The organism is Synechococcus sp. BO 8801 (genome assembly GCF_002252675.1).
Classification (GTDB): domain Bacteria; phylum Cyanobacteriota; class Cyanobacteriia; order PCC-6307; family Cyanobiaceae; genus Cyanobium.
Genome location: NZ_NQKY01000005.1, coordinates 86242 through 112949 on the forward strand (window position 1 = coordinate 86242; position 26708 = coordinate 112949).

At 68.9% G+C, this 26708-nt stretch carries 29 protein-coding genes; 17 read left to right on the forward strand and 12 right to left on the reverse strand.

All coding sequences use genetic code 11. The features are described from left to right. Positions 1 to 2: 2 nt before the first annotated feature. A complete protein-coding gene (locus tag CJZ86_RS05685) occupies positions 3 to 314 on the reverse strand; it encodes a chaperone modulator CbpM (protein WP_015109294.1) in 312 nt (103 codons plus the stop codon). Continuing rightward, the gene (locus tag CJZ86_RS05690; protein WP_094584988.1) at positions 307 to 1284 is read right to left on the reverse strand and encodes a DnaJ C-terminal domain-containing protein; all 978 of its coding nucleotides are present in this window, start codon (positions 1282 to 1284) and stop codon (positions 307 to 309) included. Before CJZ86_RS05690 ends, CJZ86_RS05685 begins: the two co-directional genes overlap by 8 nt. A 91-nt stretch (positions 1285 to 1375) precedes the next feature. Here CJZ86_RS05690 and CJZ86_RS05695 point away from each other — a divergent pair, with 91 nt between their 5' ends. Continuing rightward, positions 1376 to 1963 (forward strand): hypothetical protein, encoded by a 588-nt coding sequence (locus CJZ86_RS05695; protein WP_094584989.1) that lies wholly within the window; start codon positions 1376 to 1378, stop codon positions 1961 to 1963. Positions 1964 to 1978: 15 nt separating this feature from the next. Here CJZ86_RS05695 and arsB read toward each other — a convergent pair whose 3' ends face one another. From arsB to CJZ86_RS05715, 4 genes are read right to left on the reverse strand one after another with little or no spacing between them, the layout of a single operon-like run. Continuing rightward, positions 1979 to 3040: an ACR3 family arsenite efflux transporter gene (gene arsB, locus CJZ86_RS05700; protein ID WP_094584990.1), complete on the reverse strand. Its 1062-nt coding sequence runs from the start codon at positions 3038 to 3040 to the stop codon at positions 1979 to 1981. 35 nt (positions 3041 to 3075) lie between these two features. Further along, positions 3076 to 3897: a hypothetical protein gene (locus tag CJZ86_RS05705; protein ID WP_094584991.1), complete on the reverse strand. Its 822-nt coding sequence runs from the start codon at positions 3895 to 3897 to the stop codon at positions 3076 to 3078. Positions 3898 to 3945: 48 nt separating this feature from the next. Next, positions 3946 to 4980 carry a phosphate ABC transporter substrate-binding protein PstS gene (pstS, locus tag CJZ86_RS05710; RefSeq protein ID WP_094584992.1) on the reverse strand — a complete coding sequence of 345 codons (1035 nt, stop codon included), beginning with the start codon at positions 4978 to 4980 and terminating at the stop codon, positions 3946 to 3948. A 35-nt stretch (positions 4981 to 5015) separates the two neighbouring features. Continuing rightward, complete coding sequence (locus tag CJZ86_RS05715) at positions 5016 to 6143, reverse strand: DUF389 domain-containing protein (RefSeq protein WP_094584993.1); 1128 nt, start codon at positions 6141 to 6143, stop codon at positions 5016 to 5018. Positions 6144 to 6228: 85 nt separating this feature from the next. Between CJZ86_RS05715 and CJZ86_RS05720 the strand changes: the two genes are divergently transcribed. Then, positions 6229 to 6771, forward strand: a complete 543-nt coding sequence (locus CJZ86_RS05720; protein ID WP_094584994.1) for a hypothetical protein — start codon at positions 6229 to 6231, stop codon at positions 6769 to 6771. Here CJZ86_RS05720 and CJZ86_RS05725 read toward each other — a convergent pair. After that, on the reverse strand, positions 6738 to 7127 hold the full coding sequence (locus tag CJZ86_RS05725) for a DUF8680 family protein (RefSeq protein WP_094585077.1): 390 nt from the start codon (positions 7125 to 7127) through the stop codon (positions 6738 to 6740). The two genes, CJZ86_RS05720 and CJZ86_RS05725, sit on opposite strands and share 34 nt — an antisense overlap. A gap of 112 nt (positions 7128 to 7239) precedes the next feature. Between CJZ86_RS05725 and CJZ86_RS05730 the strand changes: the two genes are divergently transcribed. The 6 genes from CJZ86_RS05730 to CJZ86_RS05755 all read left to right on the forward strand — a co-directional run bounded on the left by CJZ86_RS05730 (position 7240) and on the right by CJZ86_RS05755 (position 14081). After that, on the forward strand, positions 7240 to 8223 hold the full coding sequence (locus tag CJZ86_RS05730; RefSeq protein WP_158219513.1) for a glycosyltransferase family 2 protein: 984 nt from the start codon (positions 7240 to 7242) through the stop codon (positions 8221 to 8223). 118 nt (positions 8224 to 8341) lie between these two features. Beyond that, a complete protein-coding gene (gene rimK / locus CJZ86_RS05735; protein WP_094584996.1) occupies positions 8342 to 9766 on the forward strand; it encodes a 30S ribosomal protein S6--L-glutamate ligase in 1425 nt (474 codons plus the stop codon). 24 nt (positions 9767 to 9790) lie between these two features. Next, positions 9791 to 10588 carry an ABC transporter ATP-binding protein gene (locus tag CJZ86_RS05740; protein WP_094584997.1) on the forward strand — a complete coding sequence of 266 codons (798 nt, stop codon included), beginning with the start codon at positions 9791 to 9793 and terminating at the stop codon, positions 10586 to 10588. A 36-nt stretch (positions 10589 to 10624) separates the two neighbouring features. Next, the gene (locus CJZ86_RS05745) at positions 10625 to 12826 is read left to right on the forward strand and encodes a mechanosensitive ion channel family protein (RefSeq protein WP_158219514.1); all 2202 of its coding nucleotides are present in this window, start codon (positions 10625 to 10627) and stop codon (positions 12824 to 12826) included. Next, positions 12819 to 13406: a hypothetical protein gene (locus CJZ86_RS05750; protein WP_094584999.1), complete on the forward strand. Its 588-nt coding sequence runs from the start codon at positions 12819 to 12821 to the stop codon at positions 13404 to 13406. Before CJZ86_RS05745 ends, CJZ86_RS05750 begins: the two co-directional genes overlap by 8 nt. A gap of 24 nt (positions 13407 to 13430) precedes the next feature. Further along, positions 13431 to 14081, forward strand: coding sequence for a PCC domain-containing protein (locus CJZ86_RS05755; RefSeq protein WP_094585000.1), 651 nt, complete (start codon positions 13431 to 13433; stop codon positions 14079 to 14081). Between the two features lie 9 nt (positions 14082 to 14090). Here the strand turns inward: CJZ86_RS05755 and msrA are convergent, their stop codons facing one another. Then, the gene (gene msrA / locus CJZ86_RS05760; RefSeq protein WP_094585001.1) at positions 14091 to 14714 is read right to left on the reverse strand and encodes a peptide-methionine (S)-S-oxide reductase MsrA; all 624 of its coding nucleotides are present in this window, start codon (positions 14712 to 14714) and stop codon (positions 14091 to 14093) included. A gap of 86 nt (positions 14715 to 14800) precedes the next feature. Here msrA and CJZ86_RS05765 point away from each other — a divergent pair, with 86 nt between their 5' ends. The 3 genes from CJZ86_RS05765 to CJZ86_RS05775 all read left to right on the forward strand — a co-directional run bounded on the left by CJZ86_RS05765 (position 14801) and on the right by CJZ86_RS05775 (position 16711). Beyond that, positions 14801 to 15082 (forward strand): hypothetical protein, encoded by a 282-nt coding sequence (locus CJZ86_RS05765; protein ID WP_094585002.1) that lies wholly within the window; start codon positions 14801 to 14803, stop codon positions 15080 to 15082. A gap of 336 nt (positions 15083 to 15418) precedes the next feature. Next, entirely contained in the window at positions 15419 to 15646 is a 228-nt protein-coding gene (locus CJZ86_RS16520) for a hypothetical protein (protein WP_233133865.1), read from the forward strand. A gap of 129 nt (positions 15647 to 15775) precedes the next feature. Then, positions 15776 to 16711 (forward strand): phycobilisome rod-core linker polypeptide, encoded by a 936-nt coding sequence (locus tag CJZ86_RS05775; RefSeq protein ID WP_094585004.1) that lies wholly within the window; start codon positions 15776 to 15778, stop codon positions 16709 to 16711. 17 nt (positions 16712 to 16728) lie between these two features. On the opposite strand, the gene crtD is transcribed toward CJZ86_RS05775, so the two are convergent. Further along, on the reverse strand, positions 16729 to 18288 hold the full coding sequence (gene crtD, locus CJZ86_RS05780) for a C-3',4' desaturase CrtD (protein ID WP_094585005.1): 1560 nt from the start codon (positions 18286 to 18288) through the stop codon (positions 16729 to 16731). A 419-nt stretch (positions 18289 to 18707) separates the two neighbouring features. Between crtD and CJZ86_RS16525 the strand changes: the two genes are divergently transcribed. Beyond that, positions 18708 to 19397 carry a hypothetical protein gene (locus CJZ86_RS16525; protein WP_143594050.1) on the forward strand — a complete coding sequence of 230 codons (690 nt, stop codon included), beginning with the start codon at positions 18708 to 18710 and terminating at the stop codon, positions 19395 to 19397. Between the two features lie 285 nt (positions 19398 to 19682). Here the strand turns inward: CJZ86_RS16525 and CJZ86_RS05785 are convergent, their stop codons facing one another. After that, entirely contained in the window at positions 19683 to 20525 is an 843-nt protein-coding gene (locus tag CJZ86_RS05785; RefSeq protein ID WP_233133866.1) for a hypothetical protein, read from the reverse strand. A 180-nt stretch (positions 20526 to 20705) separates the two neighbouring features. Between CJZ86_RS05785 and CJZ86_RS05790 the strand changes: the two genes are divergently transcribed. Further along, the gene (locus CJZ86_RS05790; RefSeq protein ID WP_094585007.1) at positions 20706 to 21647 is read left to right on the forward strand and encodes a fructosamine kinase family protein; all 942 of its coding nucleotides are present in this window, start codon (positions 20706 to 20708) and stop codon (positions 21645 to 21647) included. A 52-nt stretch (positions 21648 to 21699) separates the two neighbouring features. Here the strand turns inward: CJZ86_RS05790 and CJZ86_RS05795 are convergent, their stop codons facing one another. After that, complete coding sequence (locus CJZ86_RS05795; RefSeq protein ID WP_094585008.1) at positions 21700 to 22074, reverse strand: CAAD domain-containing protein; 375 nt, start codon at positions 22072 to 22074, stop codon at positions 21700 to 21702. Between the two features lie 43 nt (positions 22075 to 22117). Here CJZ86_RS05795 and CJZ86_RS05800 point away from each other — a divergent pair, with 43 nt between their 5' ends. The 3 genes from CJZ86_RS05800 (at position 22118) to CJZ86_RS05810 (ending at position 24570) form a co-directional block, all read left to right on the forward strand. After that, positions 22118 to 22585: a M67 family metallopeptidase gene (locus CJZ86_RS05800; RefSeq protein ID WP_233133867.1), complete on the forward strand. Its 468-nt coding sequence runs from the start codon at positions 22118 to 22120 to the stop codon at positions 22583 to 22585. A 22-nt stretch (positions 22586 to 22607) separates the two neighbouring features. Further along, entirely contained in the window at positions 22608 to 23777 is a 1170-nt protein-coding gene (moeB, locus tag CJZ86_RS05805; protein ID WP_094585009.1) for a molybdopterin-synthase adenylyltransferase MoeB, read from the forward strand. Positions 23778 to 23898: 121 nt separating this feature from the next. Continuing rightward, the gene (locus CJZ86_RS05810) at positions 23899 to 24570 is read left to right on the forward strand and encodes an ion channel (RefSeq protein WP_094585010.1); all 672 of its coding nucleotides are present in this window, start codon (positions 23899 to 23901) and stop codon (positions 24568 to 24570) included. A gap of 39 nt (positions 24571 to 24609) precedes the next feature. Here CJZ86_RS05810 and CJZ86_RS05815 read toward each other — a convergent pair whose 3' ends face one another. Continuing rightward, positions 24610 to 25773 carry a cob(I)yrinic acid a,c-diamide adenosyltransferase gene (locus tag CJZ86_RS05815; RefSeq protein WP_094585011.1) on the reverse strand — a complete coding sequence of 388 codons (1164 nt, stop codon included), beginning with the start codon at positions 25771 to 25773 and terminating at the stop codon, positions 24610 to 24612. 51 nt (positions 25774 to 25824) lie between these two features. Here CJZ86_RS05815 and larE point away from each other — a divergent pair, with 51 nt between their 5' ends. Then, complete coding sequence (gene larE / locus CJZ86_RS05820) at positions 25825 to 26697, forward strand: ATP-dependent sacrificial sulfur transferase LarE (protein ID WP_094585012.1); 873 nt, start codon at positions 25825 to 25827, stop codon at positions 26695 to 26697. Positions 26698 to 26708 lie beyond the last annotated feature (11 nt).

The following is a 26708-nucleotide window of genomic DNA, read 5'->3' on the forward strand; positions in this document are numbered from 1 at the left end:
CCTCACCGCGGCAACTGCGATTCCAGCTCCCGTAGCCGCCCTTCGAGGGCCTCGATCCGCTCCAGGTAGGTGAGGGCCAGGGCCATCCCGGACACGTTGAGGCCGAAGTCGTCGCGCAGGCGGGCGGCGCGGCGGGCCAGGCTCACCGTGTGGACGTGGAAGGTCCACACCGGCGCGTGCTGGGCGCAGCGGAACACCCCGAACTGCACCAGTTCGATCACCTCCTCGTGGCCCAGCCCGGAGGCGGCCAGCAACTCCTCGAGGGCCACGGTGCACCCCTCGTCGTCGTCGGGGATCAGCAGATCGTCAGCCATCGGTGGAGGGTCCTTCGAGGTGGTGGCGGGGGCTAAAGGCGGAGGCTTCGGCGAGTTCGCGGTAAAGCGCCTGCTCCCGTTCGCCGATCTTTTCGGGCAGCACGATCTGAATCACACCGTAGAGATCGCCCGCCCCCTCGCGCCGCTGGGGCAGACCCTTGCCGGCCAGGCGCAGCTTCTGGCCGCTGCGCATCCCCGGCTTAAGGGTCACCGCCACCGGTCCATCGAGGCTGGGCACGCTGATCTCGGCCCCCAGGGCCGCCTCCCAGGGGGCGATCGGCAGCTCCAGGTAGAGGTCGTGGCCCACGGCCTTGAAGCGGGGATGGGGCGCCAGCCGCACCTCCAGATAGAGATCGCCGGGGGCACCGCCGGCGATGCCGTCGCCCCCCTTGCCCGGCACCCGCAGCCGCTCCCCCTCCACCACGCCGCGGGGCACCCGGATCCGGCCGCTGCGGCTCTGTTTCTCCACCCGGCCATCGGCCCCCAGCACCGGAACGCTCAGCGAGAACGACACCTCCGTCCCCCGGGCGGCCTGCTCCAGGCTCAGCTCGGTGGCCACCTCCACGTCCTGGCCGCGGATCGGGAAGTCCGCCCCCTGTCGCCGGGGTCCGCCGGTGCCGCCAGCGAAGCCGCCGAAGCCGCCACCGCCGAAGCCCATCCGCTCGAACAGATCGGCCAGGTCCACCTCCTGCTGGCTGCCGCCGCGCGAGAAGCGGCTGTCCCATTCCGGGGAGGGATGGAACTCTTCGCCGGGGCCATGGCGGCCGAGGTCGTCATAGGCCTGGCGCTTCTCCGGATCCGAAAGCGTCTGATAGGCCTCGCTGATCTCCTTGAAGCGCTCCTCGGCGCCCTCCTCCTTGGCCACATCGGGGTGGTATTTCCGCGCCAGTTTTCGGTAGGCCTTCTTGATCTCCTCGGCGCTGGCCTCGCGCTCCACCCCCAGGCTGGCGTAGTAGTCCTTGAACTTCATCGCAGCGTCCCTGCCCGGTGCCCGGGATCGGGGCCATCCTCCTATGCCCCTGCTGATCGCCCTGGCGGCGGTGGCTTTTCTCTAGGCCTCGGTGGGCCATGCCGGCGCCTCCGGCTACATCGCCGTGCTGGCCCTGGCGGCTGTGCCGGCACCCGAGATCCGCGCCATCGCCCTGGTGCTGAACGTGCTGGTGGCGAGCGTCGGCACGCTGCAGTGCGTCGTCGCCGGTCACTTCCGCCGCGATGTCTTTGTGCCCCTGGCCCTGGCGTCGGTGCCCGCGGCCCTGGTCGGCGGGGCCATCACCCTGCCGGCCGTTCTGCTGCGCCAGCTGATCGGGGCGGTGCTGCTGTTCTCCGCCTGGCGACAGGTCGGCCAGCTGCCCGCCGACCCGGGGGCGATGCGGCCCTGGGCCTGCTGGCGGGGCTCACCGGCACCGGCGGCGGCCGTGTCGGTGGCCTTCATCCTGGTGAACTCGATCGCCGGCCTGGCCGGCCTGGTGCTGCGCCATGGCGTGGCCGCCATGCCGGATCCTGGGGCCCTCGCGCCGCTGGTGGGGGTGGTGCTGGTCGGCGGCACGTTGGGGGCCTACGGCGGCAGCCGGCGCTTTCCATCGCCCTGGATCCGCCGGTTGCTGGCGGTGGTGCTGGTGATCGCCGCCTGGAAACTGCTGGCCTGCTGAGCCTGAGGCGGCCGTTCAGCCGATTGCCCGGGCCGGGAAGCGGCGCCGCAGCCACAGCGACACGTAGACCAGCGCCACCAGCACGGGCACCTCGATCAGGGGCCCGATCACCCCGGCCAGGGCCTGGCGGGAGCTGACCCCCCAGACGCTGATGCTGACGGCGATGGCCAGCTCGAAGTTGTTGCCGGCGGCGGTGAACGCCAGGGTGGCCGTTTTCGGGTAGCTGAGCCCGTTGCGGCGGCCCACCGCGAACGCCACGCTCCACATGATCGCGAAGTAGAGCAGCAGGGGCACGGCCACGGCGGCCACCGTGAGCGGATCGGAGGTGATCGCCTGGCCCTGCAGGGCGAACATCACCACGATCGTGAACAGCAGACCGTAAAGCGCGAACGGGCTGATGAACGGGATGAAGCGCCGCTCGTACCAGCGGGGTCCCTTGAGCCGCAGACCGATGCGGCGGCTGAGGTAGCCCGCGGCCAGAGGCAGCCCCAGGAACACCAGCACCGCCGCGGCGATCTCCGCCATCGAAAAGGCCACGTCCTGGGTGGCCAGCCCCAGCCAGCCGGGCAGGACCTTCAGGTAGAAGCCGCCCAGCAGGGCATAGGCCAGCACCTGGATGATCGCGTTGATCGCCACCAGCAGGGCGGCCGCCTCCCGGTCGCCCCGGGCCAGATCGATCCAGATCAGCACCATGGCGATGCAGGGGGCCAGGCCGATCAGGATCAGGCCGGTGCGGAACTCCGGCTGGCCGGGCAGGAACAGCCAGGCCAGGGCGAACATCAGGGCCGGCCCCAGGCCCCAGACCAGCAGCAACGACAACCGCAGCAGGCGCCGATCCCGCGCCGCCCGCCCCAGCTCCTCGTAGTGCACCTTGGCCAGCACCGGGTACATCATCAGCAGCAGCCCCAGGGCGATCGGCAGGGAGGTGTTGCCGAGGCGCACGGCATCGAGCCAGCCCTGGATGGCCGGGAACCAGCGGCCCAGCAGCAGGCCGCCGGCCATGGCCAGCAGGATCCAGAGCGGCAGGTAGCGGTCGAGCAGCGACAACCGTGCCAGCACGGCCCTGTCCTCGTCCATGCGATGGCCCCGCTGATTAGATCAACGCTACTTGATTAGCCCGTTGGGCCTGGCTCCGCCACCCGCCTGAGCCGCTGTGCGGCATGGGCGACGGGGTGCAGCGAGACGTTCTCCACCGACTGCGCCTGGCTGGCCCCGAACGGGTTGTCGAGATCCGTGATCAGCAGCAGCAGCTTGATCAACAGCAGCGAGATCACCCCGATGAAGAACAGGGATTCGGCGAAGGGCTCGATCCGGGAGAGCACCAGCCCGACGATGAGCACCCCGGTGCCGATGTAGGCGACTCCATAGACGGAGGGGACGAACGTGGTGGAGCGGATCACGTCGATGCGCTGCACGCCGCGGCGGATGTGGGCCAGCTCCAGCAGCAGGCGCGCCTGCAGCGGGGCTGGATTCCAGACGCCCAGCCGTTCAATCGACAGCTGCAGCGTGTCCAGCCGCTCCAGCAGCAGCAGGGTCGGCCCGGCCTCCCGCATCCAGGCCAGCAGCGATTCGCTGAAGTCCGCCAGCCGGGCCAGGGTTCCCTGCACCTCGGCCTCCGGCTGCCGCAGCCCCAGGCCCTGCACCTCGAGGGCGAGGCATTCCAGGGCGGCGGCCAGTTCACCGGGCAGCTTCTCCCCTTCCTTGTAATCCGTCAGCACCCCATTCAGCAGGAAGCCCAGCAGGAACACCTCCGAGGCCACCAGGGCGGAGAACAGGGGATTCGGTGTCAGAACCTCCCAGTGCTCCTGGTGCACCAGCACCCGGCAGGCTTCGATGGCCAGCAGCACCAGGCCCACCCGGCCAAAGAACCAGAGGCGCCGCAGCAGGGGCCTGGGGTCCGGCTTGGTGGCCGGATCCCTGGAACTCGCGCTCATCACGGCAAACCGAACCGATGCCAGTCTCGGCGGCGATACCGGCCTGGATCAGTCCTTGATCTTGGCCACCTCATCCCGGGCCCGCTTCAGCACATCGCCGCTGAGGGGGACGAAGCCCAGCTCGGCCGCCTGCTTCTGGCGCTCTTCCTCCAGGGCCCAGAGCAGGAAGGTGCGCACGGCTTCCGCCTTCTGCTCTCCCTGTCCGCTCTGGTAGGCCAGGATCCAGGTGAAGGCCACGATCGGGTAGCTCTCCGCCCCCTCGGGGTTGCAGTCCTCGCCAGCCAGGCGCTCATCGAGCTTGATGTTGTTGAGGGCCGCCGCTCCGGAGCTGGCGTCCGGCAGAACGAACTTTCCGGCCTTGTTCTGCAGCGCCGCCGGCTTCACGGTGCCCCGCAGGTACGCCTGGTTGACATAGCCGATTGTTCCGGCGGTGTTCTGGATCACACCGGCCACGCCTTCGTTCCCCCGGCCCGCGAGCCCGACGGGCCACTGCACCGCCTTGCCGACGCCCACCTTCTTCTTCCATTCCTCCGAGAAGCAGGCAAGCGCGTTGGTGAAGTTGAAGGTGGTGCCGGAGCCATCGGAGCGGTGCACCACCGCCAGGGGCCGGTCGGGACAGCCCAGGGCACTCCAGTTGGTGATCTTGCCCAGGAAGATGTCGGCCAGCTGGGCCTGGGTCAGCTTGAGACCGGGGCAGTCGGGATTGTTGTAGGCCGGGCTGATCGTGCCGCCCAGCATGGGGATCTGCACGGCGCCGCGCTTGCCGGCCGTGCCGGCCTTGAAGTCTTCGTCGCTGAGCGACTCGTCGGTGGCGCCGAAATCCACCGAGCCGGCCAGGAACGAGCGCACCCCCTGCCCGGACCCCACCGACTGGTAGTTCACCAGCGAGCCTTTGGCGGTCTTGTAGTCGGCGGCCCAGCGCTGGTAGGCGGGCGCCGGGAAGGAGGCTCCGGCCCCGTTCAGCGAGGGCAGACCGCCGCCGCCGGAGCCGCAGGCACTGAGGCCGAGCGCCAGGACGCCGAGCCCCCCCGGGAGGCCGGCGCGACGCAGGCGTGCGAGGGTCCGCTGGTGGGGAAGGGGCACGGGGCTGGCAACGTGTTGTTCCATACATTTACTGCTTACTGGGACGTCGGGCCGGCCCCCTCCGGTGTGTCCTCAGGGGCCTCTACCTCCTGTCCGCGCGGCAGCGGCGGCACGGTCGGCGGCGGCAGCACCTCCAGCTCGGGGGGGTTGGGTGGGGTGTCCGGGCCGATCAGATCCACCGCCGTGCGTTGCATCACCAGCCGGAAGCGCAGCGGTGCCTGGGTTTTGTTGATGAATTCCTGCACGGCGGACACCTGCCCTGCCGTCGGCAGGTCCGGATCGGTCACCCGCACCCGGGCCCGGATCAGCGGTGGGTTCTGCTGCCAGTCGATGCTGAGGCCCACCATGTCGATGGCGGGATCGCCGCCGAGGGTGATCGTGCTGCTGCGCAGTCGTTGCTCGATGGCGGCCTCCAGCTGCTGGGCCTTGTTCTCCTGGCGGGTCTGGTTCACCAGGCGGAAGAAGCTGCTGCCCAGGGGAATCACCAGCAGGGCGGTGAGCGCCACGCTGGTGAGGCCCAGGCGGCTGTGGAACAGCCGGCGCCGGTACACCTTCTCGAGGGTCCCGAGGGACGCCATCGCCCCCACCATGATCCCGAGCAGGTTGGTGGCGAACAGCAGCAGCGCGCCGTAGGCCTGCATCCAGTCGGAGGAGGCCAGCAGGATCCCCACCACGCACATGGGCGGCACCAGGGCCACGGCGATGGCCAGGCCGGCCAGGGCCGAGATGGCGTCCCTGCGCAGCTTGGCGTACATCGCCACCGCCCCGGCCACCAGGGCCACCCCCAGATCCAGCAGGTTGGGGCTGGTGCGGTTCATTACCTCGCTGCCGAAGCTCGGGAACGCCACCAGATGGCCCACCGCCATCGCCAGCAGCACGCAGATCACCACCCCCAGCATCAGAGTGCGCAGGGCCCGCAGGAACATCGGCAGCCGCCCCCGCAGGATCTCGAAGGCCATCGCCTGCAGCGGCATGATCCAGGGGGCCACGACCATGGCGCCGATCACCACCCCGGGGCTGTTGGCCAGCAGGCCGAGGGTGGCGATCAGGGTGGCCCCCACGGTGAGCACCACGAACACCTGGCTGAAGCTGGCGTCGTGCTCGAACTCCTGCTGCAGCGCGGCCAGCCGGTCGTCGGCCGCTGGGGCGGGGGGGGAGGTCATGGCCGTAGCGGGCTATCGCAGCGCACCCCATCCTGATGGCCCGCTGAGATACGTTCCACAGCCACGGCCACCTGCACACGCTTGGATGACACGGCGGAAGCCGGGACCCTTCACCCTCTGGCCGCTGGCCATGGCCCTGCTGGCTCCCTCGGCTGCCCAGGCGAACAGCTGGACCTACCAGCGGCTGGTGGAGGCCTTCGAGCAGCGCGGCTTCAGCGTGCTCGGTAGCCACCCCCGCTGCGCCGAGCGAGGGCTGTACGGGCTCTATCTGCGCGAGAGCCGTCGCATCGTGGTCTGCCCCCGCGGCAACCTCGCCGACACCCTGCTGCACGAGGGGTGGCACGGGGTCCAGTCCCGCTGCCTGCGGGGCGCCCCGTTCCTGGGCGAGGAGGACCTGCGCCGGGGCCTGAGCCGCCGCGACCAGCGCGACCTGGCCCGGCTCTACGACGGGGCCCGCTGGCAGCGCGAGGCCGAGGCCCGGGTGATGGCCCGCCGTGATCCCGCCGCCTATTTCCGCCTCGTGGACGAGCTCTGCGGTTCAGCCGCTCCCCCACCGGCCGTCCCGCCGGCCCCGGCGTCACCGGAGAGCGCGCCTCAGGGCCAGGCGGTGAAGCGCACCGGCTCATAGCGGGCGATCGACACCCGCCAGCCCCGGATCGCCAGGGCGGCCAGTTCCGTATGGAAATCGGCCGTGGCGCCGCCGCCGACCCAGCGGGCCTTGAGCCGGGGCAACGGCTCCTGCAGGGCCTCCAGCGGCAGCTCCACCAGCAGCAGGCTGCCGTCCCCGGCGGCCCGCCGCAGGGCGCCCTCCTCGCTGCGCTGCCAGAGGCGCAGCAGCAGCTCCAGCAACAGGGTGCGGCCGTCGTCGCCGGGTTCCGCCGCTTCAGCCGCCGCCACGGCCAGGGACTTGCCGTTCAAGGGCAGGGCCCGCGTCCCTTCCTGCTCCAGCAGGGCCAGCGCCACCAGATAGGGAGCATCCGCCATGACCATCGCCCGCACAGAGCCCCCAGCCTGCTGGATCGTCTGGAACCGGGGCTGATGCCACCGACAGAAGCCGGGGATGTCCTGTAGGAATGACGTCGAAAGTGATCAGACCATGGGCCCTGGCGACGTCACGGTGGTTGTCGTTCCCCGTGAACGGTTCAGCGATGCGCTGCGATCGCTCGATTCCATCGAACGGAACACCGACCGTCCGTACGAGCTGATCTACATCGACGGGAACTCACCGGCCGACCTGGCCGGGGCACTGCAGCGTCGCGCGGCGCAAGGGAACTTCCGCCTGATTCGCAGCGAGCAGCACCTCTCCCCCAATGCCGCCCGCAACCTGGCCCTGCCCCACATCACGACCCGGTACCTGGTCTTCGTCGACAACGATGTGATCGTCACCCCCGGCTGGCTCGGGACCCTGGTGGCCTGCGCCGAGCGCCACGGCTGCACCGCCGTCTGCCCCCTGACGTTTGAGGATGAGGCCTTCAGCGTCGTCCACCACGCCGGTGGCGAACTCCTGTGGAGGTCCATGGGGCAGGGGCGCCGCTGGCTCACCGAACGGCGCCCCTGGAACCATCTGCCGCTGGCCAAGGTGAACCAGCCCCTGGTGGCCGGTCCCACCGAACTCAATGAGTTCCACTGTGTTCTGGTCCGGACGGACTTCTTCGCGCAGAACGGGCCCCTCGACGAGGCGCTGCTGAGCATGGCCGAGGAGACGGACTTCTCGATCGCCGTGGCGGAAAGCGGTGGCTCGATGGTGTTCGAGCCGGCCAGCCGGGTGAGCTACATCCCCCCCTCCCCCGAGAACCTGCTTCCGTCCGACAGGCCGTTCTTCGAGCTCCGCTGGTCCAGTGACTGGGTCAGGAGAAGCGTTGACCACATGGTGGCCAAGCACAACCTCGACCCGCTGTCGCCGGTGGCCAAGCACTGGCTGCGCTTTGTGTTCCAGCACCGCCATGCCTGTGCCACCGGCTCCAGGACGATGCCGACGCTGGACATCCTGTTCGGCGATTTCGGCTCCACCCTCGGCAAGCGGGAGAAGTGCGACCAGCTGCTGCGCCGGCTCTCGCCAGGCTCAGGCGGCGGCCGCTGAGCGCCGCCACCGTCCCCCTCGCCTGGGGCCCTGTCGACGAGGGCCCTGTCGACAAGCCGGAAAGCTCCGGCGAGCATGGCGGTTCGTGGGCCCGTCCCACGCCACCCGCCCCGGAGCCATGGACAGCGTCGACGGCAAGATCATCGTGGGCAGCGAGGAGTGGTGCAGCTTCCCGGACGCCGGGCTGCCGGCGATCAAGGCCCGGGTGGATTCCGGTGCCGCCACCTCCGCCCTCCACGCCACCAACATCGTGCCCTTCGAGCGCGACGGGTGCCCCTGGGTGAGCTTCGAGGTGCATCCCCTGCAGGGTGATCGGGTCGTGGTGGTGCGCCACGAGGCCCCGGTGGTGGCTCGGCGGGAGGTGCGCAACACCAGCGGCGTCTCAGAGAACCGCTACGTGATCCGGGAGCGGCTGGTGCTCGGCGAGCAGAGCTGGGAGGTGGAGCTGACCCTCGCCAACCGGGATGCCATGGGGTATCGGATGCTTCTCGGTCGCCAGGCGATGGTGGGCCGGATCCTGGTGGACCCGGAAGGCAGCCACCACCTGCGCAGCCTCAGCACCGAGGAGAGCCGGGCCCTCTATGCCCATGTCTGCCCGCGCGATGCCGGCCTGCGGATCGTGCTCCTGGCCAGCGACCCCGATCTCTACAGCAACCGGCGCCTGATCGAGGCGGGCGAGGAACGGGGCCACCACATGCGGTTCCTCAACATCCGTCAGTGCTACATCCGCCTGGATCCCCGCAACCCGGAGGTCCACTACCGCGGCGGTGACGTGCTCGGCGCGGTGGATGCGGTCATCCCCCGCATCCGTCCCAGCGTCACCTTCTACGGCTGCGCCGTGACGCGGCAGTTCGAGTCGATGGGGGTGCCGTCGCTCAACAGTGCCCAGGCGATCACCGCCTCCCGCGACAAGCTCTTTGCGTCCCAGGAATTCGTCCGCGCCGGGCTCAACACCCCCGTCACGGGCTTCGCCGATTCCCCCCTCGACACGGTGGATCTGATCCGCATGGTGGGCGGCGCCCCCCTGATCGTGAAGCTGCTGGAGGGGGCCCAGGGCAAGGGCGTGGTGCTGGCCGAAACCCAGAAGGCGGCCGAGAGCGTCATCAATGCCCTCCAGAGCCTCGACGCCAACCTGCTGGTGCAGGAGTTCATCAAGGAGGCCGGCGGCACGGATCTGCGCTGCTTCGTGGTCGGCGGCAAGGTGGTGGCCGCCATCGAGCGCACGGCCGCCGAGGGCGAGTTCCGGGCCAACCTCCACCAGGGGGGAACGGCCCGGACGGTGCAGCTGGAAGCGGCGGAGAAGCAGATGGCCGTCAAGGCCTGCAAGGCCCTGGGGCTGGATGTGGCCGGCGTCGACATCCTGCGTTCCCACCGCGGCCCCCTGCTGCTGGAGGTGAACTCCAGCCCGGGACTCGAGGGGATCGAGACCGCCACAGGCCTGGACCTGGCCGGCAAGATGATCCGCAAGCTGGAACGCAAGCTCGGCTGGGGACGGCCCCCGGCCGATGGCGCCATGGAGGCCCAGCCCGCGGCCCCGGCATGATCGCTCCGGCATGAGCGCCGCCCCATGAGCACCCCCCCATCGGCCTACCTGGAGCTGGAGGCCGTCGAGGCCTGGCTGGGGCCCCGCCGCGTCTTCGAGGACCTCTCTCTGCGGCTCTACGGCGGCGAGCACACCGTGGTGCTGGGCCCCAACGGCTCCGGCAAGAGCTCCCTGGTCAAGCTGCTCAGCCGCGAGCTCTACCCCGTCGTCAAGCCCGGCTCCTGCCTGCGGATCTTCGGCAGCGAAACGGTGAATCTCTGGCAGCTGCGCGGCCGCATCGGTCTGGTGTCCCAGGATCTTCACGCCGCTTACGTCGGTCGGGTTCCAGCTGACGATGTGGTGCTCTCCGGCTTCTTCGGTTCGGTGGGCATCGGCCGCAGCCAGGTGGCCACCGAAGCCCAGAGGCGGCGCGTGGCAGACCTGATGCAGCAACTGGGGCTGGCCTATCTGGCAGAGCGCCCCTACGGCCAGCTCTCCGAGGGGCAGCGGCGGCGCCTGCTGCTGGCCCGGGCCCTGGTGCACGGCCCCGAGGTGCTGGTGCTGGATGAACCCACCAACGGGCTTGATCTGAAGGCGAAACACCAGCTGCTGGCGATCCTGCGCGAGCTGGCCCGCGGCGGCACCACCCTGCTGCTGGTGACCCACCAGATCGAGGCGGTGCTTCCCGAGATCCGCCGCTGCGTGCTGCTGCGCGAGGGCAAGGTGGTGGGCGACGGCCCCACCGACGCCCTGCTGCAGGACGCCCCCCTCAGCGCCCTGTTCGACACCCCCCTGCGGGTGTGCGAGGCGAACGGTTACCGGCAGGTGTTGCCGGCGGGCTGAGCCGCCATCATGCGGGACATGTGCCGCGGCTTCCGGATGCCCCGTCCGATCCGTCTGCCCCGTCCGGTCCGCCTGCTGCTGGCGTTCCTGATCGCCTGCCTGCTGCCGCTGACGGGCCTTGCGACGGCGGCCTTATCCGCGGGGCCGGGGGCCCCAGCTGCCGCCCAGCTCCGGGCCACCTACGTACCCCTGGAGAGCCAACCGTTCCATGGCCAGCTGCTGGAGCTGAAGCAGCAATGGACCGATGCCCCCCTCAACCAGGTGGTGGGGGACAGCCCGCGGGCCACCCTGCTCAATTTCTACGTGGTGATGGCCCAGGTGAACCGGGACATCGCCCGGATCGAGGCCAAGGCTGAGGCGACACCCGGGCTGTTGTTGTCCAGCGCCTTGCGTCACGAACTGGCGCTGATCAACAGCTACTTCGAGGAGGCGGTGAAGGCCCTGGATGTGTCAGAGATTCCCCAGAGCATCCGGGCGGATTTCGCCGATGAATATGCCCTCAAGCTCAAGGTGATTCTCGATTACGTCTTCACCCACAGCCGCAAGCCTTTCGAGATTCCTGATGCGGCCGGGATGAAGGCCCTGAACGATGGACGGGTGAACCCCAGCGCCAGCTGGACCATCCCGGGCACCTCCATCACCCTGACGGATGAGGAGCCGGAGGATGGGCGTGATCGCGGCTACCGGTTCTCCGCCTTCACGGTGGCCCAGATCCCCAGCCTCTACGAGGAGATCAAGGATCAGCGAGCGCCATCTGCGGGCCCCTCGAGCCTGCTGACGCCAGCCATCTATGACGCCTTCAGCCTCCGGCCCGGCCATCTTCTGCCACCGAAGTGGTATCTGAGCATTCCCCGGAGCCTCCGGCAAACGGTGCTGGAGTCCCATCTCTGGGACCAGACCCTGTTCCAGATCGTGCTGGGTCTGCTGGCGCTGGTGGCCTTCGCCTTCGTTCAGTTCCGTCTGGTGCTGGCCCTGCTGGCCACCTACCGGATGACCGAACGGGCCGCCAGCCAACCACGCACACCGATGCAGATCTGGCAGGTCGACAACATCGCCTGGCAACGGGTGTTGCTGGCGGCCGTGGCCCTGCCCATGGCCCGTGTGGTGGAACTGCTGCTGGACCACTACGTCAACGTCACCGGCCTGCCCCTGCAGGTGTTGATGTACCTGCTCTACACGCTCTACTTCTGCTGGGCGGGGTTGTTCAGTTTCTTCCTGATGGAGGCCCTCGGCCGCAGCCTGGCCGAATGGGTCACGATCCTGCGCGGGCGGCGCAACGCCCTGCAGCTGAGCCGTGTCAGCAATCTGGTGATGCCCGTCTGCCGGGTCATGGGCGCCATCATCGGCGTCTCCCTGATGTACCGGCTGCTGATCCTGCTGGGCCTGCCGGGCTCCACCGTCCTGGCCTTCTCTGCGGTGCCCGGCCTGGCCATCGGCCTCGGGGCCTCCAAGCTGCTGGGCAACCTGTTCGCCGGCCTGTCGATCCAGACCGACCGCCCCCTGCGGGTGGGGGAGTTCTGCCGCATCGGGAGCAATCTCGGCTACGTCACCAAGATCGGCCTGCGCTCCCTGGAGCTGCAGACCCACGAGAGCCGCATCACCATCCCTAATTCGGTCGTCGATGAGGAGACGATCGTCAACTACTCCCTGCGCTCGGATCAGGCGCAGGATGCGGTGCAGCATGTCTTCGAGCTGCACCTGCCCCTGCCGGCCGAGCTCACCCCCGACCAGCTGGACGACCTGGTGCATTACGGCCGCCTGTACCTCACCGATCTGCCGGGATTGTCCGCCGCCCAGGTGTTCCTTGACCAGGCGACAGCCGATGGGGAGCTGCTGCTGCGCTGCTGCGGTCAGATTCACGCCCCCAACTGGACCGACTACCTCACCCTGCGGGAAGCGGTCCTGCTGCGGCTGCGGCAGATCCTCGATCAGGTGATCCGCTCCCGCATGGTGATCGGCGTGGCCTACGACACCAGCCCCGAGCAGCTGCAGCGCATTCCGGAACTGATCGCCTCGCTGTTCGATGCCGAGCCCCTGGCCGCTTTCCGGGCCTGTCGGCTGATGGCCATCAACGACTTCAGCTACGACTTCACCTACGACTACCGCTCCTCCCAGCCCACCTATGCGGCGTTCAAGGATGAGGTGGCCCGCCTCAACCGGGCCCTGCTGGCCCTGTTCGCCGCCGAGGGAATCGAGATCCCCTACCCCACCCAGGCGGAGGTCCAGCTGAATGGCTGAGCTGAGGCTCCAGACCCTGGCGGGCTGCGGCCTGGCGATCGGCGCCTATCCCCGCTTCCGCTACGACGCCCGAGGCGGCGGCGGGCTGGGCGAGCTCACCGCGGCGGATCCCGCCGGTATGGGCATCGGCCCTGGCACCGGCAGCCTCTGCTTCGATCCGGCTGGCCTGAGGATCCCGCCGCTCGACTGGCGCACCACCCGCTTCCTGGGGTTGCCGTTGCCCCCCGGACTGGCGATCACGATCCACCCGGAGCGGCTCGAGGGCCGCATCGACGGCGCCACCGGGGCGATGGCGCTGCACTTCCAGGCCCGCTTCCGCTTCGCCATCGGCTCCCTCTACCGCGCCCCCGACCTGATCGTCGCCACCACCCTCAGCACCGGTCCGGTGCAGGGCCGCCGCCACCGGGCCAGCGGCCAGCCCCTCGACGGCGACGGCCGGGCGCTGCTGGTGGGGGTGGCCACCATCGCCCCCAGCGGCGACCCCTGGCTCGACCGGTTTCTGGGCTTGCCCGACGAGGCCCTCGCCCTGCTGCGCTGCCGCCTGGTGCCCAGGGCAGCAGAAGCCCAGGACTTACCTTGACCCCCTGCCACGCCCGATCCCGCCATGCACCCCCTGCCGCTGCATCTCGGCCCGGGCAGTGATCTGCGAGCCAGCCTCGAGCAGCTGGCGATCGAAGCCGGCGCCTCCGGCTTCGTGCTCGGCGTCGTCGGGGACCTCTCCCAGGCGGCCTTCCAGTGCCCGGGGCTGGAGGAGCCCACCGTGCTGCAGGGCCACCTGGAGATCATCACCCTGCAGGGCACCGTGGCGCCCCAGGGGGTGCACCTGCACCTGAGCCTCTCCGACGGCGACTGCCAGGTGTGGGGCGGCCACCTCGAGCACGGCAGCGTCGTGCTGCGGGGCGCCGACCTGCTGGTGGGCTTCCTGCCGCAGCCCGGAGCACCCCAGGATCCGGCGCAGGCCGCCGTGGCGACCGCAGCGGCCCGGCCCACCGTGCCCGCATCCCCGGCCCAGCCCCGGGTGGAGATCGCCGTGCGCAGCGGCTGCCCCTATTCGGCCCGAGCCCTGCGCATGCTGCGCACCCTCGGCATCCCCCATGGGGTGCAGCTCGCCGACGACGACGCGGCGCGGGCGGCGGTCGCCGAGCGCAGCGGCCTGACCTCCATGCCCCAGGTGTTCATCGATGGCCAGCCCATCGGCGGCTACGACGCCCTGGCCGATCTCCACGGCCGCGGCGAGCTCGACCACCTGCGCTGAAGGGGCCCCCTAGCGGGACAGCTCTGGAAACTGCTCCTTCAGCCGGGCCAGCTTCGGCTGGTCATGGGCGACCACGTAGGGATGGGTCGGGTTGCGGGCGACGAAGTCCTGGTGGTAGGCCTCGGCCGGGGTGAAGCCCCGCCAGACCTCCACCGTGGTGGCGATCGGCCGGGGCAGCGCGCCGGAGCGATCCAGCTGGGCGATGGTGGCCTCAGCCACCCGGCGCTGTTCCGGGTCGGTGGGGAAGATCGCTGAGCGGTACTGGGGGCCCACATCCGGACCCTGGCGGTTGAGCTCGGTGGGATCGTGGGCCACGGAGAAGAACACCTTCAGCAGCTCCCCGTAGCTCACCCGGGCTGGGTCGTAGGTGATGCGGATGCCCTCGGCGTGGCCGGTGTCGCCACCGCTCACCCGTTCGTAGGCGGCGGTGGCCGGGCTGCCGCCGGCGTACCCGGTCACCACCTCGGTGACGCCCCGCACCTGTTCGAACACCGCTTCCATGCCCCAGAAGCACCCTCCTGCCAGCACCGCCGTGGCGCGTGGCGGTACGGCCGCAGACAGCGGCAAGGCCAGCAGGCCGGCAGCCACAGCACCGATGGCGGCGGCTGAGGTGAGGTGTGGTGGCAGTCGCATCCTTCGGTACCCGGTGGCTGGAAGGATTACCGGCCGGGGCCCTTGACGGATTTACCCGTAAGGTCGATCAGAGCGAAGGAACCTCCATGGCTGCCCGCCTCGCCATCGGCCCGGTGGACGTGAGTCCGGAGGTGCGCGAGTGGGTGGATGCCGAGACCCTGCAGCGGCTGGTGGCTCGACACCGCCGGGGCGACTGGGGCGTGGTGGATTCCCGCGATGCCCGCGACAACACCATCGCCGCCTACCGGCAGCAGGGGTCGCTGCGCAGCGTCTTCGATCTCGGCCAGGGGCTGCAGGTGTGGATCCTCACCCATGACCTCGGCACCGATCGGCTGCACACCCTGGTGCTGCTGCCCAGCGACGAGTAGCCCGCTGGTGGGCTGTCGGTCCCGTACGAATGTCGCCGCTGCCCCGTGGCCTTGCCTTCACAATTTCTTTCGTCAGCTTGTGTTGCCTCCCCTCTGGACGTTGCGGCTGGATGATGTACAAGGGTGGATAGGTCGTGGGAAGAATGGTGACGATCGAGCTCCCGCAGCCCAGGCGTCAGGCCCGCTCCTCCGGCGAGGTGCGCTCTTCCGCTGAGGGCTGGTCTCCGGCTGACGAACTGGCCGCCCTTGAAACCGTCTGGGCCAGCCTCTGCCAGGACGCGGCGAGCCCCGCCCCCTCCCTCCAGCTGCCGGTGATTTCCCGCTCCAACCCCAGCCTTGCGGCTGATGGTCGGCCCCAGCGCCAACGCCAGCCTCGCCGAATTGATTCCGAGCGGATCGCCTCCTGAAGAGCTTGTTGCTCTTTCGCAATCTTTTTCTTTCGCAATCATTCGGGCGAAGGTGCAAACCTTCGTGGTGAAGGAATGTATGGATCCTTTTCCAGGCACTGAGCGCTGTAACGATTCTGTTTGTTTTCCCAGGAATCGGCTGAGAATCGCTGCTTGACATCGCCGGCGGGCAAGGCCTTCCGGGGAATCCCTTTCCGTTGGTCTCCCGCACCGGTACCTGCCTGAATCCGCCAGGCGGGCCGCCCGCGGCGATGCTCCTCCCTCTGCCCTTTGCGTTGTTTCCACCATGGCCCTGGTCCAAGCCCCTTCCCTTGGTATCGAGCGTTTCGCGGATGACCGCAACAAGGAGAACTGGTCAAAAGCCTCCCAGCAGGATCGCGATGGCATCATCCGTCTGGTGTATCAGCAGGTGCTGGGCCAGCAGTATGTGATGCAGAACGAGCGCCTGGTCGGTGCTGAATCTCTCTTCCGAAACGGTTATCTCACCGTGCAGGAATTCGTGCGCACCCTTGCCAGGAGTGGTCTGTATCGCTCCCGTTTCTTCGAGTCCTGCAATCCCTACCGCTTCATCGAGCTCAACCACAAGCATCTCCTCGGCCGGGCTCCCCACAACAAGGCCGAGATGCTGCACCACTTCACGATCCTGCAGGAACAGGGCTACGACGCCGAGATCGATTCCTACATCGACAGCCCCGAGTACCAGGAGCGCTTCGGTTCCGACGTGGTGCCCTATCTGCACGGCTGGGACTATTCCGCCGGCCACCAGGGGCAGCAGTTCTCCTGGCTGATGCAGCTGGCCGGTGGGGCGGCGGCGTCGGTGAAGGGAGACAGCGCCGGCACCCGCTTCAAGCTGGGTCGGGCCCTGCACCAGGACCGGGCCGTGACGGTGACGGTCCTCCGTCCCCGCTTCAGCGGTGAATCCTTCTTCCAGGCCAACCTGGCCCAGGGCGGCGCCAGCGTTGATGGTCCGGTCTCCCGCAGCGGTCAGCCCACCGATCCTTCCCGCGGCCATCGGGAGGAGGCCCTGGTGGTGTCGGCCGGGGTGCGCGGCACCAGCTCCCCCAGTGGCCGGGTGGCCACCATCACCGCCACCGGGCTGGTGAACAACGCCGTGGTGCGCAGCGGTGCCTACGTGATGCGGGTGCCCTACAGCCGCATGAACGAGGCCCTGCAGCGGGTGCAGCGTCTGGGCGGCCGGGTGGTGCGCGTCAGCGTCAACTGAGCTGACGCTTCGGGGGGTCAGGGCCGCAGGTCCACCCCCCGCCCGGCCAGCAGCTGGCGGCAGGCCATCAGGGCCGAAAGGCTCACCCCGGCGGTCCCCTCGCCGGGGTGGATGGCATCGCCGCACAACCACAGACCCGCCAGGGGGCTGCGGCTGGCCAGGCCGAAGGGCCCGAAGCGGCTGGGGTGCTGGCCCAGGCCGCCCACATAGCCCCAGGGTCTGCCGGTCCAGCCGGCAAAGCCCCGGGGGGTGGCCAGCTCACCGTGCAGCCAGTCGGCCGGTCCCACCCCCAGCAGCCGCTCCAGGCCCCGCTGGATGGCGGCCATCGCCTGCTGCTTCTGGGCCTGGTACTCGGCCTCGTCCCCGCCGAACCAGGGGCGGGCCGGGGTGAACACGCTGGCGATCACCGTGGCGCGCCCGGCGGGGGCCCGGCCGTCCCCCTCCTGGCTCACCGAGACGAACAGGGAGCCTGGGTCAGGGGCCTCCAGCTGCAGGTGGCTGGGGCACCCAGGCGGCAGCCTCTCCCTCTCGACGGCCCCGTAGAACACCAGGGCGCCGCTGGGTTCGCTCAGGGTCTCAAGCCGCCTGCGGTAGCCGCCGGCCAGGGCCTCCCCCAGCAGGGCCGGCAGGGTCTGGGGGGGCAGGCTGACCACCACGTCCGGGGCGCTCAGGTGGAACGCCTCCCCTAGTGGTCGCCTGTCACCTGGCGGAGCCCCGCCGCGATGGCCCGTGATCCGCCAGTCGCCCCCGGGCTGCTCCGGTGGCTGCAGCCGCTCCACCCGGTGCCGCAGCCGCAGCCGGCCGCCGTGCTTGCTGAGGGCGCTCTCCAGGGCCTCGCTGAGGGCCTGCATCGACCCCTCCAGGTGCCAGAGCCCAAGCGGTTCCTGCACCATCGCCAGCACCGTGGCCCCGTAGAGGGCGGCGGTGCGATCCGCCGGTTCCTGGGAATAGAGCCTCAGCTGCAGATCCAGGAAACGCCGCAGCCGCCCGTCGGCGGCGCAGCCGGTGAGCCGCAGCAGGTCGGCGATGGTGGCGGTGGTGAGCAGGCCGCTGGCCAGAGTCCCTGCCCCCAGGGCCCCCAGCAGCTGGGCCACATCCCACCAGGAGCGCGGCGGCAGCACCGGATCCCGCGACGCGAAGGCCCAGTTGCTCCGGTGCAGGGCATCGCAGAGGGCCCAGAAGCGTTCACTGCCTGGGAACTGGCGCAACCGTTCCTGCCGCCAGCGCTGCGGATCGCGCCAGATCGCCACCGGCTCGAGGCCATCGGCCAGGTCCACCACACAGCCCGGATCCAGGGGCACAGCCGCCGGCGGCGCCACCCCCAGATGGCGGAACAGCCGGGCATGGATGCCGGCGGGGGCGCCGTCGCCCTCCTCCAGCCCCGCCACCTGGGTGGCCCCCACATCGAACACGTACGGACCGCGCCGGAAGGTGCCGGCGCAGCCGCCGCTCTGGTGATGGGCTTCGAGCAACTCCACCCGCAGCCCCTGTTTCGCCAGCAGGGCCGCCGCCGTCAGGCCGGCGATGCCGGCGCCCACCACCACCACGTCCACCTGGTCTCTTCCGCTGGGAGGCAACGCTGCACAGATGGTTCAAACGGGATGCTGGCAGATCGGAGCTGGACGCCGGCCGGATCGATCAAGACCGGGGCTCCGATGCAGTTGTGGTGCGGATGTACATCACAAGAGCAGCGATCCAATGTTGGCACTTATGAATTTCTTGACCGCCCTGTAATCGCAAAGGGCTCAGAGGAGGCGAAATCCCCTCCTTTCGAGGTGATGGTCCTCGCCACTGCGACCATCGCATCCTCTATGAACCCTTGTGCGGCAGTGGGTCTGCCTTGAAATCCATGCGCTTAGCACGCCATTGAATGCATCAGCACTGTCTGCCCTGAATTGTTCCCTGCCCAAGGGCTGGTGGTGATTTGGCCTAAGTCAGACCGTGATACGGTGAATAGTGGTTGAATGTCACATTGGTCCTCGTTCCGTATACAGCCATGAAAATTCCGCCCATCGCCTTACGTGCATTTGCACGCGATGATCAGCGATTGATCCTGTCGAAGTCGCTTTTCGGCGCTGCGGTTGTTGCGGCCGCTGTCACTGGTCTGTCTGCCGGTTCGGCGGAGGCCGTGCAAACAACCACTTGTGGATTAGCCGGTAACTTGACATTCGGCGATAAGACCGTCAGCAACATCGTATGTACTGGTGTGGGTGCTGATACAGAAATCCGATTCAATAACTTCGATCTTGCCTATGACTTCGGCAGTGTTATTGATCCTCCAACCCAGGCTGGAAAAATCTCCTACACCATCTCGATCACTGATCCAGCGTTCGAATTCGCTGCAGTTGGACTTGACTCCGGCTGCATCTTCCCGGCCCTTGGAGGCTGTACGGTGACGAAGAACTTGAGCTGGAGCGGTGGGTCCACTTCCTTGGTTTCCAGTAACGGGAACCCTGCCCCTGTGGATTATCTGTTCGCTGCTGGAGTCACATCGCTCAACGTTGAAGATATCTTCCTGGCGACGGGCAACTCCGCGGTTTCGACGGCGAACAACTTCTTCAGCCAGAGGCCCGGGGGTGGTCCTGAGCCTGTTCCCGGCCCCCTTCCCATTCTTGGTGCTGGCATGGCCTTCGGCTTGAGCCGTCGGTTGAGGTCCCGGATCAAGGCATCTTCGACTGCAGTCTGAACTGGATTGGAGCTTCCTGGTTGAGGCCAGAGCTGTCCTTCTCAATCCCTGGCCCTGGCCAGGGATTTTTTCTTGGCTGGTCTCGATGAGCAAGGTTGTCTGGAGGATGGGTCGGCTGGCTATCTCCGGCATCCGATGGCCAGCACACGTTCAGAAGCACGACGTTGATCGGCCGTTGTCCTGCCCTGGTGGTGGATTTTCTGCGGTGGCACCTTGATTGTGCCCCGTCGCCGTCGAAACGATTAGGTCTGCCGATGCCGCTTTGCACCTGAGGTAGGTCTGTTGCTATCGGCTATGGATGTGATCCTTTTCAACCTCGATCCACTCTTGATCAATCACACCATCAAAATGATGGCGCCTGTGCAAATGACCTTTCCCCATCTTTCCTTGACGGCGGCCGAGGAGACTCTGCAACAGAGTGGCGTGATAGGGGGATCGGCGACCGATGGCGGCAAAGCCCAGGCAAAGGATCAGCATCCTCAGCGTGTTCCCAAAAGCCAGTCCCAGAGAGCGTTGCCACACGCTGGACATGTTGTTGCCGAACTCATATTCGGCGCGTTTGGTGTTGGCGCTGATGGCTTCCGCCAGGCGCTCCCTGATCACGGGGAAGGGTTGGGGAAACGACTCAGGAAGTGGCGCCTTGTTACCCGGGACCTGGGCGTAGGCCCGGCGTAGCTCCGCGGGTGTTTCGGCTTTTCTGATCGCCTCGACGGCTCTCGATGCCTGGGTGAGGAGTTGGGTTGATTCCTGGTTTCTTGTCTGCAGCAGTTTCGCACCAGAATAGATCTGAACGGGGATCAGTAGCAGATACCCCAACGCCACCCAGGTGGCCAGACGCCGCAGCAGTTCCGCACGGTTGGTCAGTGGTTTGGATTGGGGATTCAGTGCGGCAGCGGCTGCCACCAACAGCGCTCCGGTGAGTGGTGTGATGCCTCGGCTGACAAGAAATCCAATCATGACGTCCAGCCAGGCCGGCTTGAGGAGGGCTACGGGCCAGGCCTGAAAGGCCAGTTCGACCAGGAAGTAGGCCAGGATGGCGACACCCACCCAATGAAGAACAGTTGCAAATTCAACCTGCAGCTCGCGGGATGATTCGCGAGAGTTCCGGGCGCTTGTGGTCGGGGTCATCGTTGTCTTTCCTGTCTCTACTGTGATCTGAATATCGGATGGATTCTTCAGTCTGGTCAAGCGAGTTTCACATGACTTGCTGGACGGGGCCGGATCGATGTGTTGGGATTGAAGCTTCGGCCGTGTGGGACGCGTCAGCTCCCTTTGGGAACGGCAACAACCATTGATTTCCACATTTCCATGGCCCACCCCGCCACCCTTATCCCCTGGCTGGCCGAGCAGCTCGGTGTCGAGCCGGTCGGCTGGAGCGCGGTGGGTGGTGGCTGCATCCACAGCGCCTGGCGACTGGATCTGGCCGATGGCCGCCGGCTGTTCGCCAAGGCCAACGGGGCCTCCGCCCTGCCGATCCTGGAGGCCGAGGCCGAGGGTCTGCGGGGCCTGGCGGCGGCGGCGGGCGAGGAGGGCCCACGGGTCCCTGTCCCCCTGGCCTGCGGGGTGGCGGGATCGTCGGCCGTGCTGGTGCTCCCCTGGCTCGACCTGGCGCGCGGCCGTTCTGCGGCTCATGAGCCGCAGTGGCGCCGCCTGGGTGCAGCGCTGGCGGCTCTGCACCGCCAGAGCCTGACCCGCACCTGCGTCGTGGGGGATCGGGCCGGGGAGGCCTTCGGCTGGCCCCGGGACAATGTCATCGGCTCCTTCCCGCAGCGCAACGGCTGGGAGGCGGACTGGGGCCGGTTCTTCGTGGAACGGCGGCTGGCCCCCCAGCTGGAGCACCTGGCCAGCAGCGGCCACCCCCTGCGGCGGGCCGCCGCGCTGCTGGAGCGCGCCGGCCAGTGGCTGGGGGCACACCGTCCGGAGCCCTGCCTGGTGCACGGTGATCTCTGGAGCGGCAATGCCGCCGTCACCAGCGAGGGCCAGGGGGTGATCTTCGATCCGGCGGTCTACCGGGGCGACAGGGAGGTGGACCTCGCCATGGCGCGGCTGTTCGGGGGCTTCCCCGAGGCGTTCTTCGAGGGGTACCAGGAGACCTGGCCCCTGCCCTCAGGGCACCGCCCGCGACGCGAGCTCTACAACCTGTACCACCTGCTCAACCACGCCAACCTGTTCGGCGGCAGCTACGTGGGACAAAGCGAGGCCTGCCTGGACTCCTTACTGGAGCGGGGCGAGGGCCAGGGGTGGGGCTGAGAAAGGACACGGGGACGTCGCGACGCCCCCGGAGTTGCTGACGCTCAGGTGCTCAGCTGAGGTATTCCTTGCGCAGCGACTGGAGCTTCGCCATCACGGCGGAGCGCTTCTCACCGGTGGTGAGGTTCTTCCAGCTCCAGCTGCCGACCACCACCAGGCCAAGCAGTTCCAGCAGGCCGGGGACGATCGGCAGCAGGTTGATGGTGTCGAGCACGCCCTTGATCAGGATCTGGGCCACGATCACGGCCAGCAGCACGCCGGAGGCCTTGCCGATCCGGCCCACCTGGCTCCAGTCCACCTTGTCGAGGGTTTCGTTGACCTTGCCGATCACTTCGCTGTAGCGCTCGCTGAAATCCACCTCGGGGGCGCTGCTGGTGGTGCTGTCATCCTGCATGGTCTCCTTCACTTTGGTCGTGCTGTCGATCATGGAAGGAGAGGTCTCCTGACGGAATGATGCATAACGTACCGGTGTGACCCCAGAGACGCCAGAGCAGCTCGGCCTCGGTCGGCAGGCGCTGACGGTGCTGGAGGCCGTCCTGCTGGCGGCCGCCCCCGAGGAGGGCTGTGCCCTGCTGCTGGGTCGCCGCGACCCCTGGCGCGTCGAGCAGGCCTGGCCCTGCCTCAACGTCTGGGAGCCGCCGCCGGAGCGTCGCCGCCGCTTCGCCCTCGATCCCCGCGAGCAGCTGCAGGCGCAGAAATGGGCCCGGGCCCGGGGGCTGACGGTCCTGGGCTCGGCCCACAGCCACCCGCTCTCGGCGCCGGTGCCCTCGGCGCTGGATCGCTCCCTCGCCTTCGCCCCCACCCTGATGCTGATCCTGGGGCAGGCCGATGGCCCCGCCGCGTCGGCAGCCGCTGGGGACGGGCCGTGGTCCCTGGCCTGCTGGTGGTTGCCGGAGCAGGGCAGCCCCCGGCCGCTGGCGTGGAGAATGGACGGTTAGTGCGTCGTGGATCTCCACCGCCATGCTTCCTCCCGACACCAGCGCCGTCCAGCTCAGTCCCGATGAGGTGGTGCGCTTCTCCCGCCACCTGATCCTGCCGGAGATCGGCATGGAGGGGCAGAAGCGGCTCAAGGCGGCCTCGGTGCTGTGCGTCGGCACCGGCGGTCTCGGCTCTCCCCTGCTCCTCTATCTGGCCGCCGCCGGCGTCGGTCGCCTGGGCATCGTCGACTTCGACGTGGTGGACCACAGCAACCTGCAGCGCCAGGTGATCCACGGCACCAGCTGGGTGGGCAAGCCCAAGATCGAATCCGCCAAAGCCCGGATCCACGAGATCAACCCCCACTGCCAGGTGGATCTCTACGAAACGGCGCTCACCAGTGAGAACGCCCTCGAGATCATCGCCGGCTACGACATCGTCTGCGACGGCACCGACAACTTCCCCACCCGCTACCTGGTCAACGACGCCTGCGTCCTGCTCGACAAGCCGAACGTCTACGGCTCCATCTTCCGCTTCGAGGGCCAGGCCACGGTGTTCAACTACCAGGGCGGGCCCAACTACCGGGATCTGTTCCCCGAACCGCCGCCGCCGGGCATGGTGCCCTCCTGTGCCGAAGGCGGCGTGGTGGGGGTGCTGCCCGGAATCATCGGCGTGATCCAGGCCACCGAGGCCGTCAAGCTGATCACCGGCATCGGCACCAGCCTCAGCGGCCGCCTGCTGCTCTTCGATGCCCTCAAGATGAGCTTCCGGGAGCTGAAGCTGCGCCCCAACCCGGAGCGTCCCGTGATCGACAAGCTGATCGATTACCAGGAGTTCTGCGGCGTGGGTGGCTCGGCCCCCGGCCAGGAGGAGGCGGGCAGCGTGGCCACCATCAGCGTGAGCGAACTCAAGACGCTGCTCGATGGCCCCCAGGACGACCTGCTGCTGCTTGATGTCCGCAATCCCCCCGAGGCGGAGATCGCGGTGATCCCCGGCGCCGTGCTGGTGCCCCTCGATCGCATCGAGAGCGGCGAGGCGATCGAAGAGGTGCGGCGGCTGGCGAGCGGCAAGCGGCTCTACGTGCACTGCAAGCTGGGCGGCCGCTCCGCCAAGGCCCTGATCGCCCTCGGACGCCACGGCATCGACGGGGTGAACGTGCAGGGCGGCATCGACGCCTGGAGCCAGGAGGTGGATCCTGACGTTCCGCGCTACTGATCCCCTCTCCCCCGCCAGGCAGCGGTGGCTGGAGCGCCGCCGCCTGGAAGCCCGGCGTCTGATCGCCCTCGAGAAGCGCTTCCTGCCGCTTCTGGTCTCGGCCCTGCTTCCGATCCTGGTGATGCCCATCACGGCCACGCGGGGCTGGCCGGCCAACGTTCTTCTGGCGGTGGTCTTCAATCTGCTCATCCTGCAGTCGATCCTGACCCTGCCGGTGATCGCCGGGGTGACCTACTCCCGCCTGCGCCAGGAGATCTTCCGCTGGGTCGGGGTGGTGGCCGGCCTGGGGCTCTGGGTGCCGGTGGCCCTGGGCACCTGGCCCGGCGGTGCGTTCCGCGGCGTGGAGATGGTGCTGCTGAGCCTCTTCTTCCTGGCCACCTCGATCCGGCTAGTGCGCCTGCTGGCCCGGGTGCCGCGGGTCAATGTGCAGGTGATGGCCGGCGCCGCCGCGGGCTATCTGCATCTGGGCCTCACCGGTGGGGTGCTGGCCACGGCCACCCAGGTGCTCGTGCCCGGCAGCTTCAGCCTCGGGGCGGCCGCCAGCAACCAGCTGATGCTCGACCGGCTCACCTACTTCAGCTTCGTGACCATCGCCGGCGTCGGCTACGGCGATGTGCTGCCGGCCAATGCGGTGGGGGAGCGCTTCGTGATCCTGCTCAGCGTCGCCAGCACCCTTTACGTGGCCCTGCTGGTGGGCCTGCTGCTGGGACGCTTCATCGCCTCGGAGGAGGTGGAGATGCTGGAGGACGACGCCCTGGGCCTCGAGCAGGTCGATCAGTCCGGGCCACCCTGACCGGCAGCCTCCGGGTCGGCAGCCCTCAGGTCGGCAGCTTCAGTAGTCGACGCCGCGCTTGAGGTCGACGCCCCGCTCGGCGTAGTGCTTGTGGCACACCATCTCCGAGTGGACGCTGGCCAGGTCGAAGTAGGCCGGCCGGCTCTTGCAGCGGCCCGTGATGATCACCTCGGTCTCGGTGGGTTTGCGCAGCAGGGTCTGGACGATCGGCTCCACCGGCAGCAGCTCCAGATCCACGGTGGGGTTGAGCTCGTCGAGGATCACGGTCTTGTAGAGGCCGCTGGCGATGGCGGCCCGGGCGATCTCCCAGGCCCGTTCCGCCTCCACGTAGTCGATCGGCTGCTGCTGGCCGCGCCAGACGATGGCGTCGCGTCCCGAGCGCAGGTGATCCACCAGGTGGGGGTAGCTCTCCCGCAGGGCGGCGATGGCTGCATCCTCGGTGTAGCCCGCCCCGCCCTTGAGCCACTGCAGGATCAGCACCCGGTGGCTCTTGTCCTGGCTGATGCCCCGGCCGATGGCCTGCAGGCCCTTGCCCAGGGCGCTGGTGGATTTGCCCTTGCCTTCGCCGGTGTAGATCTCCAGGCCCTCCAGCCCCTGCTGGGGGCCGCTGTGGGCCCGCATCTCCGAGTGCAGATCGGCCAGCTGCACCAGCTGGCGCGGTGCCCCCCGGCCGGTGCAGATGATCTCCATCCCCGCCGGCTTGGTGGCCAGGGTGCGCACCACCTCCTCGGTGTCGAGCAGGCCTAGGTCGAGCACGGGGTTGAGCTCATCGAGCACCACCACCGAGTAGAGGTTGCTGGCGATCGCCCCCTTGGCGATGTCCCAGCCCCGCTGGGCCTCCTGATGGTCGAAGCGGGTGGCTTGCTCAGCGCTGAAGTGGTCGCCGCGGCCGGTGCGCACCTGGTCGATCAGGTGGGGGAAACCCTGCTGCAGGGCCTCGATGGCGCTGTCCTCGTCGTAGGCGCGGCCGGGGCCCTTGAGGAACCGCAGCAGCAGCACCCGGGTGCGCTTCTGCTCGCAGATGCCCAGCCCGATGGTGCGCAGCACCACCCCCAGGGCCGCCTGGCTCTTGCCCTTGCCTTCCCCGTCGTAGACGTGCAACTGCCCGTGGGCCCGCTCGTCGCTGCCGGCGGCGGTGCGGATGCCGATGCCCCGTCCGGTGCCGCGCTGCGGGGTCTGGGTGCTGCGGGCGGCGGGGGTCATCGGCGGGTGGTACCGGTCCGGATGCTACCGAGCCTTGCCAGGATCTACGCCATGCCCGCCACCCGCCGCCTCAGCCTGCTCGAAGCCCTGCCGGCCCCGCTGGAGCGGGGCCTGGAGGCCCTCTGCCGCCAGCTCGACGCCTTCCCGCAGGTGGTGGTGGCCTACTCCGGCGGTGTCGACAGCGCCCTGGTGGCCGCCCTGGCCGGCGACCGGCTCGGGGAGCGGGCCCTGGCGGTCACCGGCGTCTCGCCGGCCCTGGCCCCCCACCTGCGCCGGGAGGCCAGCGACCAGGCCCGCTGGCTGGGCCTGCGCCACCGGGAGGTGCCCACCACGGAACTGGCAGACCCCGCCTACACCAGCAACCCCCAGGATCGCTGCTACGCCTGCAAGCGGGAGCTGCACCGGCTGCTGGCCCCGATCGCCGCCGCTGCCCGGGGGGCCCAGGTGCTGGACGGGGTCAACCGCGACGACCTCGGCGACCACCGGCCCGGGATCCGGGCCGCCCGGGAGTTCGGTGTGCGTTCACCCCTGGCGGAGGCCGGCATCGACAAAGCCGGTGTGCGCCAGCTCTCCCGTGCCCTCGGGTTGCCCTGGTGGGACAAGCCGGCCCAGCCCTGCCTTGCCTCCCGTTTCCCCTACGGCGAACCGATCAGCGCCACGCGGCTGGCCCGGGTGGCCGCCGCCGAGGACTGGTTGCGCCAGCACGGTTTTCCAGAGCTGCGGGTACGCAGCCAGGGGGAGACGGCCCGCATCGAGATCCCTGCGGCCGGATTGCCTGCGGCGCTGGAGAGTCTGGCCCAGGGTGAGCTGCGCCCCGAGCTGGTGGGGGCGTTCAGGGGGATGGGGTTCACCGCCGTCGCCCTCGACCTGGAGGGGCTGGTGAGCGGCAAGCTGAACCGTGCCCTGGCACAGGAGCTGCCGTGAGTGCACGCAGG